Origin of the sequence: Henriciella marina DSM 19595, from assembly GCF_000376805.1 — a bacterium.
GTDB lineage: Bacteria > Pseudomonadota > Alphaproteobacteria > Caulobacterales > Hyphomonadaceae > Henriciella > Henriciella marina.
The window spans coordinates 2,305,880-2,322,640 of the sequence record NZ_AQXT01000002.1; the positions used below are offsets into that span (position 1 = coordinate 2,305,880).

Consider the following 16,761-nt stretch of genomic DNA (forward strand, 5'->3'; position numbering starts at 1 on the left):
CGATGGCCATCAAACTTCACTTCTCCCTCGTCTCGCCCGCCAAGGAGCTTTTCTCCGGTGAGGTTGACCACGTGATCGCACCCGGCACCGAAGGTGAGTTCGGCGTTCTGGTGAACCATGCGCCCTTCATGACGACGCTCAAGAACGGCGTCGTCCGCGTGCTTGAGAACGACACGACCAAGATGCGCCTTTTCGTGCGCGGCGGCTTTGCCGACGTGACGCCTGAAGGCCTGACCATTCTGGCTGAAGAAGCTGTCGATCTGTCCAAGGTCGATGCGGCGACCGTCAATGCCGACCTTGAAGAGGCCAAGAACAAGCTCGCCGCCGAAGGCAAGGAAGGCGCCCATGTCGCTGTCCTGAAAGCCCAGGTCGACTATCTCAGCGACCTGAAGGCCGCCGTCGCCCACTAGGGCTCTGTCTCATTCAATAGAGTATCGAAGAGGCCGCCTTTCAGGGCGGCCTTTCCTGTTATGGCTGCTATGGGTATAGTCAGCGCGAAACAGGGAGACGCACATGAACCTCTACTCGACCGCCATACTCGGCGCAGCCATTCTCGCTGCGGGCTGTATCGCCCCTGAAGATCGGGAACGCTATCAACCCGGTGCTTTCGTCAACGAAGGCGCAAGTCTGAAGGCCCTTGCCGATGCGGTGGTCGCTCACTGCATTCCCGCCGTCGAAGGTGAGCAGGATTTCGCCGACTTCGAAATGAGAGGTGCCACAGCGATCCGCGCGCTCGCGGATAACAAAATTTCCGTCGTTAGCGACAGCACGCTTCCTGTCTGGCAACTTGCAGATGGTATTGTGCAAATTCAGCTAGACCCCTACCAGTCCTGCGAGGTCGCGGCGGTCGGCCTGCCAACGGACACGTCGTACAAGGTCCTTACAAGCGCGGTCAAACAGGCTGGCTACCGTGAGACGGACACGGGGTACCCGCAGGCGACAGGGGACCTCTATCGCACATTCGTCTCGGGACAGGGCGCCAGCGGCTACACGGTTCACGTTGAAGGCCCGCAGACCGCTCAGATGGCAGATGGGCGCACCTACGAGAAACTCGTTGCCACTGTAAGCCAGGGCGCCGACTGACGGGGCGTTAGAGGCGTCCCGGGGCCCCTCCGCAGGTTGGCGGGGCCTGTTGCCTGTCCGATTTCGGCCCGCTCGCTTAATCGAGATGCCGTAGCCAGTTTAGCGCCCCGGCGTCCATGCCCTTGAATTTCGGATCGTCACCCAGCGGCGCCACGAGCAATGCCGCTGGCTGGCAGGCCCACTTGACCGAATGATAGACTCTCGACCTGCTGGCCGTCGTTCTGATCAGGAAGAGCGCATCATCCAGACGTCTCATGCCGTCGAACGTATCTGGGTCAAGTGGCGTCTGCGGATCTCTGATATAGATCAGATAAAGGGTAAAAGCGTCGTCTGGCATTCGCTGAAGACGCGCTGGGCAAGAGTGGGTTCCGGCAGTTCAGCCAGTTTCAGGCAAACACCGCGATTGTCTGGCGGCCGATCATCAGCGGCTCGCCACTGGCATTCCACATCCGCATGGACTGGCTGGAATAGCCGTCGCGCGTGGCTTGCGCCACGTGATGGACGAGGAACCAGCCCTCGCTTGTCGTAATCTCATCGGTCAGGAATTCGGCCATCCAGGTCATCGAGCTGATCGGCCCCGGCTCTGTCATCATCGACATGGCCGCTGGCGGCGGCGCATCTGCGATGGAAAGCAGCGTCGTCGCATTCATCGCCGCCGCCTCATCCTTATGCCGCAGCCACAGCGTAACATCGCCGGTTTCGGTGCCGCTGACTGGCGGCCCCCCCTTGGCCAGCCGGACGTTGAAATGGTTCGCAAAAGTCGGCCGCCGGCCAGAGCCGAAAAAGGATGGATAATCCTCCGGGCCCTTGATATCCGGCGCCTCACGCGAGACCTGGCTGATCTTTGAAGGACGCTTGGCGCCAAATGTGAAAATACAGCGCGCCATGACACCAGCCTCATTGACGAGGTCGACGTTCACGAAGGCTGATGACTTGCCTTTTCGAAGCAGTGTCGGCGACACAACTACCTCACCGCCTACAGGCCCAACGAACGCCACTTGCGCGGCGCGAAGCGGCATGTCCGGCACCAGCTCCAGCGCCGATTCCAGGCAAAGCGCAGCCGTCAGACCGCCATAGGTGGTCCGCCCCTGCATCCAGTCGTCCGGAATGGCCGTTTCGATGCGTCCATTAAGGCCGCGCGAAAGCCCGCCAATCAGTTCAGAATAGGTCGTCATCTGCTCTTCCTTACCATCAGGCCCGTCTAGCCCGGTGGCGCTGCGCAGAAAACCATGCCCTCGCGTCTACCATCACAGCGAGCAATGGCAGGCAGCTTGGCATACGCAGAATAGGCGCTGTTTAGTGCTGGCTTTCCGGTGTCGTCACCTTCAGGCCGTCCAACTCATTGGAGATCTGGATCTGGCAGGACAGGCGCGAATTTTCCTGCACGTTCTCGGCGAAATCGAGCATCGACTGCTCCATTTCTTCTGGCTGGCCAACCTTGTCCATGAAGGCCTGGTCGACATAGACGTGGCAGGTGGCGCAAGCGCAGGCGCCGCCGCAATCGGCATCGATGCCGGGCACGGAGTTCTTGATCGCCGTCTCCATGACGGTCTCGCCATTCTTGGCTTCGATTGGACGTTCGGTACCGTCGTGGTCGATATAGGTAATAGTCGGCATGTGTCTTCCCTGTCTCCTCAGGCGGCCGAAGCCGCAATTTCCTTCATGCTGATGGACGTATCCTTTAGCGTCTCGGACGCAACGGATGCACCAGACATGATCAGGCGTTTCGATGCAATGAATTCTGGTGGACTGTTGATCGCATCAACCGCGATCAGGCGCCCGTTCTTCTTGTAGAATGCGGCGAATTTCTTCGCGTCGATATCCCCGCGCACGACAACCTCGTCGTGGCCCTCTGAAAGCCCCGCAATCTGCAGCTTGATGTCGTACTGATCGGACCAGAACCACGGGCAATCGATCGCCGGACGCGGCTTGTCCATGATGGCAGCGGCGGCAAGTTTGCCCTGCTCGATGGCATTGTGGACGCTTTCGAGCCGGCCCGTGCGCGCATAGTGCGCCAGCGGCCGCACCGTACAGTCGCCCGCAGCGAAAATGCGCGGATCGCTCGTCTGTGCATCCTCGTTCACGATAATACCATTGCGGCACGGCAGGCCCGCATCCACGGCAAGCTCGACATTTGGAACGATGCCGATCCCGGCCAGCACCATGTCGGCTTCGATCTCTTCACCGGACGCCAGCACTGCAAGGGTCAGCTTCCCATCCTTGCCCTTCAGCTTGGCGAGGCGCGCATTGCAGCGCACATCGACGCCCTTTTCCATGTGCAGCGCTTCATAGAATGAGCTTATGACCGGACTGGTCACACGGGCAAGCGCACGCTGCTCCATTTCCAGAACCGTGACCTCAAGACCAAGCTGGCGCGCCACAGCGGCAGCTTCCAGCCCGATATAACCCGCGCCGACAATGACCAGCCTGTGGCCGGGTATCATTTTCGGCTGGATATGCTCAACATCGGCAAGCCCGCGAAGCTCGAAGACGTTTTCCAGGTCGGCGCCTTCAACAGGAAGCGGCCGTGGCCGTGAGCCCGTCGCAATGATCAGCGCGTCGTAATCGAGCGCGCCGCCATGCTGGAGCAGCACCTTGCGGTTTGCCCGGTCAATCTTCTCGACATGCTGGGACAGCAGCGTCTCGACCTTGTTGTCTTCATACCAGGCGGAGGGTTTGAAGTAGAGACGGTCCTCGGACATCTCGCCCTTCATATAGGCCTTGGACAGCGGGGGCCGCTGATACGGCAGCGCAGCCTCGTCACCGACAAGCGTCAGGGCGCCCTCATAGCCAAACTGGCGCAGCGACTGAACCGCCTGCGCGCCTGCCTGGCCGCCGCCAATAATCACGATGTTCTGCGATGCCGACAAATTCACGCCAGCTTGCCTCCCGACTTTTGCCGTTACATGACGCAGGCGTCACGATTTTTCAAGCCACTACGCGCAAGTGAGGCGATACGCCCGTCCAGTGTCTCTCGAGCCGATGGAATAAGCCGGTCTGAAAACAGCGTCAAATGCTGCCTCATACCTCTCGCCACGGCACCCGAACCTTCTGTTTCCGCCTGCCCGGACTCGCGGAGGTATTCGAGTGTGTAGCGGATGAGAATGATGGCGTTCACGGCAAGATCTTCGATCTCATCATCAGCAATCCGCAACAGGCCCTTGTCCCGCATCAGCTCGAAATAGGCCCGGAAGTTCGCCTTGGACCCTTCATATATCTCGGGCAGACGCTGGCGCAGCGCATCGCTGTGCTCGCCATAATCTGCCTGATCGCGGTACATGAACCGAAAGTCGCGCAGCTCTGCGGCCAGGGCTTCCAGATAGCGGACATAGGAGCCGAGCACATCATCGCTTTGCGGCCACATGGAAATACGCGCGGCATTGCGCTCGAGAAACTGGGCCGTGATCGCCTCAAGCAGTTTGCGCTTAGTCTTGAAATGATACCAGAGATTGCCCTCGGAAATACCCGCAGCTTCTGCCAGCATCGCCGTGGTGACATTGCCATAGTGCAGCCTGTTGAACAGACCGCGGGCGGTGTCGACAATCCTCTCTCGCGTCCCCGCCGCCATCAGGTCTTGGCGTGCAGCCTGACAGGCAGGTCCGTATAGCCCGTTACGAAATTGGAACACACGCGCGTCGGCTCACCCACGAGTTCGATATGGTCAAAGCGCGCAAGGATCTCTTCCCAGAGAATTCTGAGCTGCATTTCAGCCACCCGGTTGCCCATGCAGCGGTGAATGCCAAAGCCGAAAGAGACGTGGTGGCGTGCCCGTTCCCGGTGGACGCGGAACACATTGGGGTCCTCGATGACCTCCTCGTCGCGGTTGCCGGACGCATACCACATGACGACCTTATCGCCCTTGCGGATCGTCTTGCCGCCAAGCTCGAAGTCCTCAACCGCCATGCGGCGCATATGGGCGAGCGGCGTCTGAAAGCGGATAATTTCGGACACCATGTTTGGAATGAGGTCCGGATTGGCTTTCAGCTTCTCGTATTCGTCCGGAAACCTGTTCAGGAAATAAACCCCGCCAGAGATTGAGTTGCGCGTCGTGTCGTTCCCACCAACGATGAGCAGCATGAGATTGCCGAGCAGCTCCATCGGCTCGTCGATCATGTGCTTTGTGTCTTCACCATGGGCGAGCAGGGAAATAAAATCGAACTTCTGCGGCTGGTTCGCCCGTTCCATCCAGAGGCGGGAGAAGTATTCCAGACACTCGGTCAGGTGCTTCATGCGCCATTCCATATCGGCGCCAACCACACCAACCGCATCGGACGTCGTGGCCACATCCGACCAGAACGGCAGTTTGTGGCGGTCCTCGAAAGGAAAATCGAACAGCGTCGCCAGCATCTGCGTGGTCAGCTCAACAGAAACCTTGTCGACCCAGTTGAACTCTTCGCCGACCGGCAGGCTATCGAGAATTGTGCCGACCCGCTCCCGGATCAGCGCCTCAAGCTCTGACAGCTGCGTCGGCGCCACGGCAGGCTGGGCGGCCCGACGCTGAACATCGTGTTTCGGCTGGTCCATGGCGATGAACATGGGCGGCTGGAAATTGTCTGTCGGGTCGCCGATCACAATGCTCGGCTCCGAGGAAAAGACCTTATGGTTGGAATCGACGGTCACGATGTCCTTGAAACGGGTAATTGACCAGTAAGGGCCGAACGGGCTGTCGGCCAGGTAATGTACCGGGTCCTCGCGCCGCAGCCGGCGGAACACTTCGTGGTGCACATCATGTTCGAACAGCGCCGCTTCGCTGGGGTCGACCTTGTCGATCGGGCCCTCAAGATTTCTGGCAAGCACATCGTTTTCAATAAGCTGGGCCGTATCGGGCATATTTCGTCCTCCCACAATTTCTAGGGTGCATACCCTAAAACTGAGAATGCTGCAATCTGCCGCGCTATTTCCTTTGAGATGACGGGCGTGCCGCGATATCCGGATCAGGACCATGCGACGATGAGAGGCTTCAGCGATGACAGATCAGGACAGCAATCCGCAGAGCCGTGTCCTCGACATGCTGCATGGCCGGGCCCGCAAGATCACCAAAGGCGAAAGCCTCGCCCCGCCCATCGTCAACGCTGCGAAATACGCGCTGCCCGGCGCGCCGGACCATCCCTTTCCCTATGGCCGCTTCGACAATCCGGGCTGGCAGGCGGTCGAAGACGCGATCGGCGCCCTCGAAGGCGCGCCCGTGGTCAGCTTTCCATCCGGCATGGCCGCCGTCACTGCCGCTCTCATGGCGCTCGCAAAGCCCGGCGCGCGCCTCCTCCTGCCGTCCGATGGCTATTACACTGTCCGTGTGCTGATCGACGATTTCCTCGCCCAGCACGGCATCGAGACCGTCCGGATCCCGACCCGTGAGATGGACAGCTATGACCTCTCCGGCTTTGACATTATCTGGCTGGAAACGCCTTCCAATCCCGGTCTCGACGTCTGCGATATCGAAGCGATCTGCACGCGCGCCCACGCCGCCGGCGCAAAAGTCTGCGTCGACAACACTACCGCGACACCGCTCCTGCAGGATGTGCTCGCCCTTGGCGCCGACATGTCGGTGGCCTCCGACACCAAGGCGCTGGCAGGCCATTCCGATGTCCTCTTTGGACATGTCGCCGCAAAGGATGAGGCGCTGATCGACCGCGTGCGTCAGTGGCGCAAGCTTTCTGGCTCAACGCCCGGCCCCGCCGAAGCCTATCTTGCCTATCGCGGCCTGATGACGCTGGAGCTTCGCCTTGAGCGTATGTGCGCCAATGCAGACGCCCTCGCCCGTCTGTTTGAAGGCCACAGCGCGGTAGACGCCGTCCGCTATCCCGGTCTGACCAGCGACCCCTCCCACGCCCTCGCCCAAAAACAGATGACCCGCCCCGGCTTCGTCGTCGGCGTCACCCTCGCGGACGAGACTGCCGCTGAGCGCTTCATCACCGATTGCCCGGCCATCTTCGCCGCGACCAGCTTTGGCGGCATCCAGACCAGCGGTGAGCGCCGCGCCCGCTGGGGCGATGCGGTCCCCGCCAGCTATGTGCGCCTCTCAGCAGGCTGTGAGCCAACCGCCGCCCTCATCAGCGCTGTCCAGACCACACTGGATACGCTCTGATGGCCGACAGGGTTGAGGTCCACCTCGCAGACGAAGCCGCCACAGCGCGCCTTGCCCAGCGCCTCGTCCCGCATCTGGCGGCTGGCGATGTCATCGCCCTGCATGGCGGCCTTGGCGCAGGCAAGACCACCTTTGCCCGCGCCCTCATCAGCACGCTGATGGGCACACCAACCGAAGTGCCAAGCCCGACCTACACGCTGGTCCAGACCTATGAGGCCGGCCCCCTCACCATCTACCATTTCGACCTTTACCGGCTCGAAGACCCCGAGGAAGTGAGAGAGCTTGGCTGGGACGAAACCGCCTCAGGTCTCGCCCTCATCGAATGGCCGCTAAAGGCAGGCGCGCACCTGCCGACATGGCGGCTCGACCTCACCCTTGAGCAAACCGCCGATGGGCGCACAGCAAGGCTGGAACCGCATGGCGAAGACTGGCAGTCTCGGCTCCATGGGATTTGACGCTGACCGGCAGGCCGATATCGAGGCCTTTCTCGCCCGCTCCGGCTGGGGCGAGGCACGCCTCGACTGGCTGAATGCGGACGCGTCGACGCGCCGTTATGGCCGCCTTACACGCGCCGATGGCGCCAGCGCTCTTCTCATGGATGCGCCTCTGGTCGAGGATGATCCGTGTACGCCCGATATGAGCGACACCGACCGGCTTGCGGGTGGCTGGAACAAGCAGTCGCGCCTCGCCGCCTCCCGCGTCGAAGCCTTTGCAGCCCTTGCAGACTGGTTGCGAAAGAACGGCTTCAGCGCGCCTGAGGTGCTGGCAGGCGACGCCGCCCTCGGCCTCGCTGTCATTGAGGATTTCGGCACCCAGAAGGAGTTTGCCCGCCTCATCGAGAAAGGCACAGACGAGGTCGAGCTTTACACCGCCGCCGCCAGCGCGCTCGCCGACCTTCATGCCCTAGACATCCCACGCGAGCTGGACGGGCTGGGCCAAAGCTGGCCGATCCTCGATTTCGACGCCCTCGCCCTCAATGTGAATGCCAGCCTCTTTGCCAACTGGTACCCGAAATTCGATCCACGCATGCGCCTCGATGATGCCGCCCATACCAGATGGGAGCGCGAGCTCAGCTCCCTCATCGAGCGCGCACAGGCCTTCCCGCGAGAGCTCACCTTGCGCGACTATCACGCCGAAAACCTTATCTGGCTGCCAGAGCGCGATGGCCGCGCCCGCATCGGGCTTCTGGATTTTCAGGACGCGGTTATCGGCTGGGACGCCTGGGACATGGCGATGCTGGTCCAGGACGCCCGCCGCCCGGTCTCGCCCGCCGCGCAATCAGCCGCGATCCGCACCTATCTCGACAGGACCGGCAAGTCGGAAAGCCAATTCCTCGAACGCCTCGCCATTATCGGCACGCTCAATGCGCTCCGCATCGTCGGCATTTTCGCCCGCCTGATCGAGCGCGATGGCAAAGCCCGCTACAAGCTCTTCCTGCCCCGACAGAAACAGCTGCTCGCGCGTAACCTTGAGCATCCCGCCGCCGCCGGCATGGCCGCCTTCGTTGCCGACACGGCGCCTTTCATCTTCGAGGAGGCCTAAGCGATGCAGGAAAGAAGCTTTGCAACCTTCCCCTCTCCCGATCGCGGGAGAGGGGTCAGGGGTGAGGGCGCCAAAGCTGGTGGCTGTCCAGACCTTGCGGCATTCTCGAACGTCGTAGCCCTCAACCCCGGCCCTTCTCCCGCAGCCGGGAGAAGGGGGCGAAACACTGACACGCCCCACAATGAAGGCGACGCTGCATGACCACCCCCCACACCGCCATGATCCTCGCAGCCGGTCTCGGCACTCGCATGCGTCCGTTGACCGAAACCACGGCCAAGCCCCTGATCGAGGTCGCTGGCAAAGCGCTCATGGATCGCCAGATCGAACCGCTGATCGAGGCTGGTGTGAAGCGTCTCGTGGTCAACACGCACTGGTGCGCCGATCAGGTCGAGGCCCATGCCCGCGGCTATGGCGGCGTCGAAGTCGTCTTCTCCGATGAACGCGAAGAAGTCCTCGAAACGGGCGGCGCGCTGGCCAAGGCCGCCCCGCTTCTCGGCGACGACCCTGTCTTCGTGGTCAATACCGACGCCTTCTGGGCCCCGGCAGATGGCGCGCCGCTCAAGGCGCTGGCTGACGCGTATGATCCGGACACCGCCGACGAAATCCTGCTTCTGGCGGACCGGGCGCGTTGCCTCGGCTTTGATGGCAAGGGCGACTTCCACCTGTCATCTGACAACGCGATCACCCATCGCGGCGAGGCCCCGTCCGCCCCATGGGCCTATGCTGGCCTCCGCATCGCAAAGCCCGCGCTCTATGCCGCCTATCCGGCAGAGCCCTTTTCGGCTTTCCGCGTCTGGTCGGGCCTGCTTGAGAAGGGTCGCATGCAAGGCCTGCCGCTTGACCGGTTCTGGCTCCATGTCGGCGATCCAAAAGCCCTCAAGGATGCCGAGATGTGGCTGAGGTGCTTTGGCGCATGAGCGGCGCGAGGCTTTTTGGCAATGACGCGCCGCGCCTTCGAACCATTCCGCCCGGCGCCAATTTCCTGAATGAACTCGCCCGCGCGCTGGTCACGGAAAAGGACGTCGCCGCCCATCCCGACGCGCTGGCAGACGATCTCATCTATGTGCCCAACCGCCGGTCGGCCCGCGCGCTCGCGCTCGCCATCTATCGCGCGGCGGGCATCAAGACGCTGCTGATGCCGGAAATCCGCCCGCTCGGTGACCTGGAGACCGATGAACCGCCCCCCGGCGTGGAATCCGCGCTCGCAGACCTGCCCCCGGCCCTTTCCGGGGCAGACCGGCTTGGCCAACTCTCCCGGCTGGTCTCTGAATATTACGACGCGCAGCGCACGCCCGTCCCACCCGCCTCCGCGCTAGCTGCCGCGGGCGAACTTGCGCGCCTCCTTGATCAGGCCGCGCTGTCGGGCGGCATCGACTGGGGCCGCCTTCATACCCTGGTGGAAGAAAGCCAGCTCGCCATTCACTGGCAGCAATCGGTCAAATTCCTCGAAATCATCACCACCGCATGGCCCGCCAGCCTGGAAGAGCAGCAGCGCATGGACCCCTATGCCCGCCGCCTTGCCGCCGCCGAAGCGACCGCCGCCAGCTGGACAGACAGGCCCCCGCGCGGCGATGTGATCATTGCAGGTTCGACGGGCGCAGACCCGTCCGCCTTCGCCCTGATGACCGCCGCGCTTGGCCTGCCGCGCGCCCTGATCGTCTTGCCGGGTCTCGACCGCGACCTCACCCGCGCCTCAATGGACCAGATCGTAAAAACGCCGAGCCACCCGCAGGCCGCGCTCACCCGCACACTGGACCGGCTCGGTTACCAGCCCGATGAAGTCGCGCCATGGCCGGGGCTCGCCGACACTGCGCAGGCCCGGGCCCGCCGCGCGCTCATCCACGAAGCGCTCGCCCCCGCAAATGAGACCGCAGGCTGGCTCACCCGTCTCGATGAGCTTGCCGGGGCCCGCTCGCGCGCCGATTTTGCCCGCGATGGCTTTTCCGGTCTGACACTTCTGGAAGCCGCCGATGAGCAGGATGAGGCCTGGTGCGCCGCGCTCATGCTGCGCGAAGCCCTTGAGAGAGAGGGTGAGACAGCCGCACTGGTCACGCCCGATGCCGGCCTTGCCCGCCGCGTCTCTGCGCTCATGAAACAGTGGGACGTCCACCTTGCGCCATCAGGCGGCACGCCGCTCCTGCAGACGCGCGCAGGCAGCCTTGCCGCGCTCACCATGGACTGGGCGGGCGACCCGACCCATCCGGCTTTGATGCTGGCGGTCCTGAAGCACCGGCAGGTCAACACACCGGCAGACCTCGAGACGCTGGAACGCCATGTGCTGCGCGGGCCCCGCCGCTGGGAAGACTTCGACGGACTTGCCGCCCATATCGACCGGCTCGACCGGGAAGCCCGCCATCAGGCCGAGATGAGAGGCCGGGCTCCGCCGCGCTTTGCTTCGCCGTCGCAGGACATTGTCGACCAGCTTCATGCTGGCCTTGCAGAGGCCGGGCTGGGCGAGCCCGACATGGCCATCAAGGGCCGCGCCTTTCTTGAAGCGGTCAGCGGTCTCATGGCCGATCTCGGTGACGCGCCGCTGCCATGGGCCGGCGAAGACGGCGCCGCGCTCTCGACAGCGATGCGTGATTTTGCGGACATCTGCGACAGTCTCGAACCGGCCACCCCAGACATCTGGGCTGAGCTTTTCCGGTCTTATTGCCAGATGATCAGCGTCAGGGACGCGGGCGACGATCATCCGCGCCTCGCCATCTGGGGCCCACTTGAAGCCCGCCTGCAAAGCGCCGACCGGCTTATCCTCGCTGGCCTCAATGAAAATGTCTGGCCAAAACAGCCCCCGCCCGATGCCTTCCTGCCGCGCAACTTCCGCAAGAAGCTTGGCCTTGCCGACCCCGATGAGCGGATCGGCCTCTCGGCGCACGATTTTGCGCAGATGGCCGCCGCTCCGAACGTCACGCTGATCAGCGCCAAACGCCGCGACGACGCCCCCGCCGTCGCCTCCCGCTGGATCTGGCGGCTGACGACACTGGCGCGCGGCGCCCTTGGCGAGGAAGACGCCCGCACCGCGCTCCAGCCCGCCGCCGAAAATGATCCGCGCATCTGGCTCAAGGCCCTCCGCCAGGCACCCGCCCTGCCAGAAGGCTACTCGTCAGAACCCCGCCCAAAACCTGCGCTGGAGTTGCGCCCGAGCAAGCTGTCGGTCACCCGGATCGAGGATCTCATCCGCGACCCCTACAAGATCTACGCCCAGCAAGTGCTTGGTCTCTATCCCCTCGACCCGCTCAACATGGCCGTCGATGCCCGCCCACGCGGCACCGCCATCCACGCCGCCCTCGAAAAGTTCGAAGAAGCGGGCGTCGAGAAGACAGCCGAAAGCCTTGTCGCCATGGTCGAGCAGGAGCTGCGGGACGCCGGAGAGCTTGAAGAGATCATCCTCGGCGCCGCGTCCGTCCGCAAGAAAGTCGCCGCAGAATATCTGGGCTGGCGCGCAGGCCGTCTCCACCTCATCGCGGGCCGCGTTCATACCGAAATTTCCGGCGAGACAGACCTTGATGTCCCCGCCATGCCGGACGGCCGCTTCACCGTCACCGCCAATGCTGACCGGGTGGAACGCCATCAGGATGGATCGCTCGCAATCCTCGATTTCAAGACGGGCGCGCCGCCGAGTGAGAAACAGGTTCGCTCAGGCCTCAATCCGCAAATGCCGCTTTCGGCCCTCATCGCACTCGGCGCTGGCTTCAAGGTCGATGCATCAACCCGCCTTCGCAGCGACAGCGTCTCAGCGCTGACCTATGTCCAGTTCGGATCGAAATTCGCAGCGCGCAATATTGGCGATGGTGCCGGCCATTCAGCCCCTGAGAAGCCACTGGAGGAGATCATCGAGGAAACCCGTGCAGGTGTGACCCAGCTCATCGCGCGCTTCGCTGAGCCGACCCATCCCTATGTCAGCATGCCAAGACCAGTCTGGGCGACCTACGGCTCTGACTATGCCCGCCTTGCCCGGCGCGATGAATGGATATCGGAGGGCGGCGATGACTGATCTCATTGATCTCACCACCCCTTATGCCCGCGCCCAGAAAGCCCAGGCCGACGCTGCCCTGCCAGACCGGTCCGCCTGGGTCGAGGCGCATGCAGGCTCCGGCAAGACCAAGGTGCTTATCGACCGTGTCGCGCGTCTCCTGCTGCGCCGTGATGGGGGCAGACCAGGTGCGCCGCCGGATACGATCCTCTGCGTCACCTACACAAAGGCCGCCGCGAACGAGATGCTGGGAAGGCTTTTCCGCACCCTCGGCAGCTGGTCGGTCGCCAATGATGACCAGCTTCGCGGCGAACTTGCCCGCCTCGAACACCGCGCGCCTGAAGCCTATGAGGCGAGCGACCTCGACGCCGCCCGCGCCCTCTTTGCCCAGGCGCTCGAGACACCGGGCGGTCTTCGCATCGAGACGATCCACGCCTTCTGCGCCCGCATCCTCCGCCGTTTCCCGCTTGAGGCGCATGTCTCCCCCGGCTTTACCGAAATCGAGGACCGCGAGGCTGACCAGCTCTGGAACGACGCCCTGCGCGATGAGATCCTGCACGCGGCGCAGACCGCACCAGACGCCCTCGCAACCCTCTCCGAAACAGGTGGCGGCCTCGGCGCAGCCTCGGTCCTCTCCTCCCTGCGCAGTGTCGCAACAGAGCTCACCGGCCGCGACACTGACGAGCTGAAAGATGAGGTTCAGGGCGCCCTCGACGCCCCGGATGAAAGCGCAGCCGACCTTGTCGAAAACGCCATGGGCTGCGACCTGCCGCGCGCCGACATTCAGGCCGCCGTCTCGCTCCTGTCCGGCGAGACCAGCCTCAAGAAAACCGACGCCGACCTCGTGGAGAAGCTCGTAGACTGCCTCTCGGATCGCCCAGCCGAAGACCGGTTCGAGACCTATTGCGGCATCTTCCTCACGCAGGCTGGCGACTGGCGCAAATCCAACCCCTACACCAAGGCGATCGGCGACCTCTGCAGCGAAGCTGCTGCCCTCTATCAGCTCAAGGATGGCGATGGCAGCGAGACCGCCCGCATCCGCCGCCTCATCGACAGGCTGAAAGCCCGCCGCGCCTATGAGCGCACCGCCGCCCTCATCGATATCGGCGTGCCGGTCCTCAACGCCTATGCACAGGGAAAACGCGCCCGCGCCGCGCTGGATTTCGATGACCTCATCGAGCGCACCCGCAGCCTGCTGACCGCGCCCGGCATCGCCGAATGGGTGCTCTACAAGCTCGATGGCGGCCTGAACCATATCCTCCTCGATGAGGCCCAGGACACCAGCCCCGGCCAGTGGGTGCTGATCAATGCGCTGGTGACAGAGTTTCGCGCCGGCATGGGCGCAGAGCGCGCCGTCGACCCGCGCACCCAGTTCACCGTCGGCGACAAGAAACAGTCCATCTACTCCTTCCAGGGCGCCGATCCCGAGCGCTTCCTGCAGGAGAAACAGGCCTTCATCGCCGCCGAAGAGTCCCGCCACGGACAGGCCAACCTGCCCGACATGACCATGTCTTTCCGCTCGACGCCCGAAGTGCTGAGCTTTGTCGACGCGGTCTTCAATCAGGACAGTTTCGCAGGCGACCCCTTCTCCGACATGCCCCCGGACGAGGCCGATGAGCTTGCCCATGTCGCCAAGCGCAGCGACCAGAAAGGCCGCGTCGATCTCTGGCCGGTGACCCCGCACACCGATGAAGAGGAAGGCGACCCCTGGGACGCCCCGCTCGACCATATCGGCGCCAGCTCCCCGCGCAACAAACTCGCCCGCGACATCGCCGCAGAGATCCGCCACATGGTCGACACCGGCGCGCCCCTCTATCGCAGCGGCGTCCCGGAAGGCGCGCGTCCGGAAGATTTCCTCATCCTGGTGCGCAAGCGCGGCACGCTCTTCAATGCCCTGATCCGCGCCCTCAAGGATCAGCACCTCCCCGTCGCAGGCGCAGACCGGCTGGTGCTGCTCGACCATATCGGCGTGCAGGACTGCCTCAACCTCATCCGGTTTGCGCTTTTTCCGGGCGATGATCTCACGCTCGCTGAGATCCTGCGCGGGCCGTTCTGCGGCCTCACGGATGATGACAACCACCTCTTCGCGCTCGCCCATGGCCGAAAGGGCGAAAGCCTCTGGGAGAGGCTTCAGTCCGCGTCAGACCCCGCCTTTGCCGCCGCCCGCGCCTTCTGCGAAGACCTGCTCGCCCACCGCGACCTGCCAGCCTTCGACTTCCTCACCCGCGCGCTCACCCTTCGCCGCGAGCGTGATCTTTCCGGCTGGGACCGCCTCATCCAGCGTCTCGGAGAGCCCGCCCGCGATCCCGTCAGCGCCCTCGTCGACCACGCCCTCGGCTATGACATGGGCGAGGCCGCCAGCCTCCAGATGTTCCTCGCTGAGATCGAAAGCGACACAAGCCAGCTCAAACGCGACCTTGCCGAGGCCAATGGCGAAATTCGCGTCATGACCGTGCACGGCGCCAAGGGCCTGCAGGCCCCGATCGTCATCCTGCCGGACACAACCGGCGCCGAAAAAGCCGACACGAACGGGCTGTTCATGCTGGACGGCGACATCCCGGTCTACTCCAAACGCGCCGCCGACGACCCGCCTGCCATCGCCGCCCGCCGCCTTGCCCGCCAGACTGCGCAGGCTCGCGAATCCCGCCGGCTTCTTTACGTCGCCCTCACCCGCGCCGAGGACCGGCTGATCATTGCCGGCGCCCATCACGGGGCAAAGACGGGCGCGGGCTATCCAGACACCTCATGGTACGCCCTCTGCCGAAAGGGCATGGCGTCCCTGACCGGCACGGAAGACGCCGCCGAGGACGAGATCCTCACCTATGGCGAGGTCCAGCCCACCGCCGCCCCTGCCCTTATCGGCATGGCAGAGCCCGCCCCTGCGCCGGACTGGTCGCGCACCCCGGCAGCCGGCTCAGCCGCCACGACCCGCATGCGTGCGCCGAGCCGCCTCCTCACCGATGAAGCGCCCGTCTCCAAACCCTTCGGCCCGGCCCGCGCCGCCGCCCTCAAACGCGGCAAGCTCATCCACACGCTGCTGCAATATTTGCCAGAACTCAGCCCCGACGCGCGTGCCCCCGCCGCCAGCACCTGGCTGGAGCGCCATGGCGACCTCGACACGGCCGGCCGCGAGGAAATCCTGAACGTCACCCTTCGCACGCTCGACAGGGCCGATTTCGGCCACGTCTTCGCCCCTGGCGGGCGGTCTGAAGCCGCCATCGTCGGTGAGGTGCAGACAGCGATAGGCCCGATCCTCATCAATGGACGGGTCGACCGGCTCGTCGTCACCGACACCGAAGTCCTGGTCATCGACTACAAGACAGACCGCCCCGCTCCGGCCCGCGTGGAGGACGTCGACGCGTCCTATATTGCCCAGATGGCCGCCTATGCCGACATCCTCTCAGGCACCTGGCCCGGGCGCTCTGTGCGCGCCGCCCTGCTCTATACAGACGGCCCCGAACTGTTCGAACTGCCGCCAACCCTATTGCAGAACTCATTGATGCGTTTAGCTGGCCGCCTTTGAAGAATCCGTAGACTTCCTATCTATACAGGCAGAGCAAGAGCAAAGGAGGCGTCATGGCCGCCGAAACGATTACAGACGATACATTCGAAACCGCCGTCGCAGGCGACAAACCCGTTGTCGTGGACTTCTGGGCTGAGTGGTGCGGACCCTGCAAGCAGATGTCGCCCCACCTCGAAGCGGTCGCAGAAGAAATGGCCGACAAGGTGAAAGTCGCCAAGATCAATGTCGACGAGAACCCTGTCGCCGCCTCGAAATTCGGTGTGCGTGGCCTCCCGACCCTGATGATGTTCAAGGACGGCAAAGTCACCGCCACCCATCTCGGCGCGATGTCCAAACAACGCATCGCCGAATGGATCAAGGAAAGCGCGTAACCCCTCGCGCCGACCAACCAGACGACAAAGCCCGCCCGGTCCGCCGCGGCGGGCTTTTTCATATCTTCCCCTCTCCCTCGGGAGAGGGGTCAGGGGTGAGGGCACCGGGGCTGCTGGCTCGCCAGACGTCCCGCCCACCGGAAACGTCGCAGCCCTCATCCCCGGCCCTTCTCCCGCATCCGGG

Annotated in this window: 15 protein-coding genes; 9 read left to right on the forward strand and 6 right to left on the reverse strand. The window is 63.7% G+C overall.

The window, feature by feature from the left end; genetic code table 11:
• Positions 1–2 precede the first annotated feature (2 nt).
• A complete protein-coding gene (locus tag F550_RS0111385; protein ID WP_018148685.1) occupies positions 3–410 on the forward strand; it encodes a F0F1 ATP synthase subunit epsilon in 408 nt (135 codons plus the stop codon).
• 103 nt (positions 411–513) lie between these two features.
• Positions 514–1,083, forward strand: coding sequence for a hypothetical protein (locus F550_RS0111390; RefSeq protein ID WP_018148686.1), 570 nt, complete (start codon positions 514–516; stop codon positions 1,081–1,083).
• A 76-nt stretch (positions 1,084–1,159) separates the two neighbouring features.
• Here F550_RS0111390 and F550_RS0111395 read toward each other — a convergent pair whose 3' ends face one another.
• From F550_RS0111395 to F550_RS0111420, 6 genes are all read right to left on the reverse strand, one after another.
• Positions 1,160–1,420 (reverse strand): hypothetical protein, encoded by a 261-nt coding sequence (locus tag F550_RS0111395; protein WP_018148687.1) that lies wholly within the window; start codon positions 1,418–1,420, stop codon positions 1,160–1,162.
• A 49-nt stretch (positions 1,421–1,469) separates the two neighbouring features.
• Complete coding sequence (locus F550_RS0111400; RefSeq protein ID WP_018148688.1) at positions 1,470–2,258, reverse strand: thioesterase family protein; 789 nt, start codon at positions 2,256–2,258, stop codon at positions 1,470–1,472.
• A 121-nt stretch (positions 2,259–2,379) separates the two neighbouring features.
• Positions 2,380–2,700 carry a 2Fe-2S iron-sulfur cluster-binding protein gene (locus F550_RS0111405; RefSeq protein ID WP_018148689.1) on the reverse strand — a complete coding sequence of 107 codons (321 nt, stop codon included), beginning with the start codon at positions 2,698–2,700 and terminating at the stop codon, positions 2,380–2,382.
• A 17-nt stretch (positions 2,701–2,717) separates the two neighbouring features.
• Entirely contained in the window at positions 2,718–3,959 is a 1,242-nt protein-coding gene (locus F550_RS0111410) for an NAD(P)/FAD-dependent oxidoreductase (RefSeq protein WP_026180726.1), read from the reverse strand.
• A 26-nt stretch (positions 3,960–3,985) separates the two neighbouring features.
• A complete protein-coding gene (locus F550_RS18620; protein ID WP_018148691.1) occupies positions 3,986–4,651 on the reverse strand; it encodes a TetR/AcrR family transcriptional regulator in 666 nt (221 codons plus the stop codon).
• Positions 4,651–5,913: a cytochrome P450 gene (locus F550_RS0111420; protein WP_018148692.1), complete on the reverse strand. Its 1,263-nt coding sequence runs from the start codon at positions 5,911–5,913 to the stop codon at positions 4,651–4,653. Before F550_RS0111420 ends, F550_RS18620 begins: the two co-directional genes overlap by 1 nt.
• A gap of 136 nt (positions 5,914–6,049) precedes the next feature.
• Here F550_RS0111420 and F550_RS0111425 point away from each other — a divergent pair, with 136 nt between their 5' ends.
• From F550_RS0111425 to trxA, 7 genes are all read left to right on the forward strand, one after another.
• The gene (locus F550_RS0111425; protein WP_018148693.1) at positions 6,050–7,168 is read left to right on the forward strand and encodes a cystathionine gamma-lyase; all 1,119 of its coding nucleotides are present in this window, start codon (positions 6,050–6,052) and stop codon (positions 7,166–7,168) included.
• On the forward strand, positions 7,168–7,623 hold the full coding sequence (gene tsaE / locus F550_RS0111430) for a tRNA (adenosine(37)-N6)-threonylcarbamoyltransferase complex ATPase subunit type 1 TsaE (RefSeq protein WP_018148694.1): 456 nt from the start codon (positions 7,168–7,170) through the stop codon (positions 7,621–7,623). Before F550_RS0111425 ends, tsaE begins: the two co-directional genes overlap by 1 nt.
• Positions 7,586–8,710, forward strand: coding sequence for an aminoglycoside phosphotransferase family protein (locus F550_RS17680; RefSeq protein WP_233349023.1), 1,125 nt, complete (start codon positions 7,586–7,588; stop codon positions 8,708–8,710). The genes tsaE and F550_RS17680 overlap by 38 nt, the downstream gene beginning before the upstream one ends.
• A gap of 197 nt (positions 8,711–8,907) precedes the next feature.
• The gene (locus F550_RS0111440; RefSeq protein WP_156807921.1) at positions 8,908–9,627 is read left to right on the forward strand and encodes a nucleotidyltransferase family protein; all 720 of its coding nucleotides are present in this window, start codon (positions 8,908–8,910) and stop codon (positions 9,625–9,627) included.
• The gene (gene addB, locus F550_RS0111445; protein ID WP_156807922.1) at positions 9,603–12,704 is read left to right on the forward strand and encodes a double-strand break repair protein AddB; all 3,102 of its coding nucleotides are present in this window, start codon (positions 9,603–9,605) and stop codon (positions 12,702–12,704) included. The genes F550_RS0111440 and addB overlap by 25 nt, the downstream gene beginning before the upstream one ends.
• Entirely contained in the window at positions 12,697–16,206 is a 3,510-nt protein-coding gene (gene addA, locus F550_RS0111450) for a double-strand break repair helicase AddA (protein WP_018148698.1), read from the forward strand. Before addB ends, addA begins: the two co-directional genes overlap by 8 nt.
• Before the next feature lie 53 nt (positions 16,207–16,259).
• Positions 16,260–16,577 (forward strand): thioredoxin, encoded by a 318-nt coding sequence (trxA, locus tag F550_RS0111455; protein WP_018148699.1) that lies wholly within the window; start codon positions 16,260–16,262, stop codon positions 16,575–16,577.
• Positions 16,578–16,761 lie beyond the last annotated feature (184 nt).

Excerpts from the sequence above, each read along its gene's own strand:
- F550_RS0111385 (WP_018148685.1), top strand. The coding sequence starts at position 3 with ATGGCCATCAAACTTCACTTCTCCCTCGTCTCGCCCGCCAAGGAGCTT.
- F550_RS0111390 (WP_018148686.1), top strand. The coding sequence starts at position 514 with ATGAACCTCTACTCGACCGCCATACTCGGCGCAGCCATTCTCGCTGCG.
- F550_RS0111395 (WP_018148687.1), bottom strand. The coding sequence starts at position 1,420 with ATGCCAGACGACGCTTTTACCCTTTATCTGATCTATATCAGAGATCCG.
- F550_RS0111400 (WP_018148688.1), bottom strand. The coding sequence starts at position 2,258 with ATGACGACCTATTCTGAACTGATTGGCGGGCTTTCGCGCGGCCTTAAT.
- F550_RS0111405 (WP_018148689.1), bottom strand. The coding sequence starts at position 2,700 with ATGCCGACTATTACCTATATCGACCACGACGGTACCGAACGTCCAATC.
- F550_RS18620 (WP_018148691.1), bottom strand. The coding sequence starts at position 4,651 with ATGGCGGCGGGGACGCGAGAGAGGATTGTCGACACCGCCCGCGGTCTG.
- F550_RS0111420 (WP_018148692.1), bottom strand. The coding sequence starts at position 5,913 with ATGCCCGATACGGCCCAGCTTATTGAAAACGATGTGCTTGCCAGAAAT.
- F550_RS0111425 (WP_018148693.1), top strand. The coding sequence starts at position 6,050 with ATGACAGATCAGGACAGCAATCCGCAGAGCCGTGTCCTCGACATGCTG.
- tsaE (WP_018148694.1), top strand. The coding sequence starts at position 7,168 with ATGGCCGACAGGGTTGAGGTCCACCTCGCAGACGAAGCCGCCACAGCG.
- F550_RS17680 (WP_233349023.1), top strand. The coding sequence starts at position 7,586 with ATGGCGAAGACTGGCAGTCTCGGCTCCATGGGATTTGACGCTGACCGG.
- F550_RS0111440 (WP_156807921.1), top strand. The coding sequence starts at position 8,908 with ATGACCACCCCCCACACCGCCATGATCCTCGCAGCCGGTCTCGGCACT.
- addA (WP_018148698.1), top strand. The coding sequence starts at position 12,697 with ATGACTGATCTCATTGATCTCACCACCCCTTATGCCCGCGCCCAGAAA.
- trxA (WP_018148699.1), top strand. The coding sequence starts at position 16,260 with ATGGCCGCCGAAACGATTACAGACGATACATTCGAAACCGCCGTCGCA.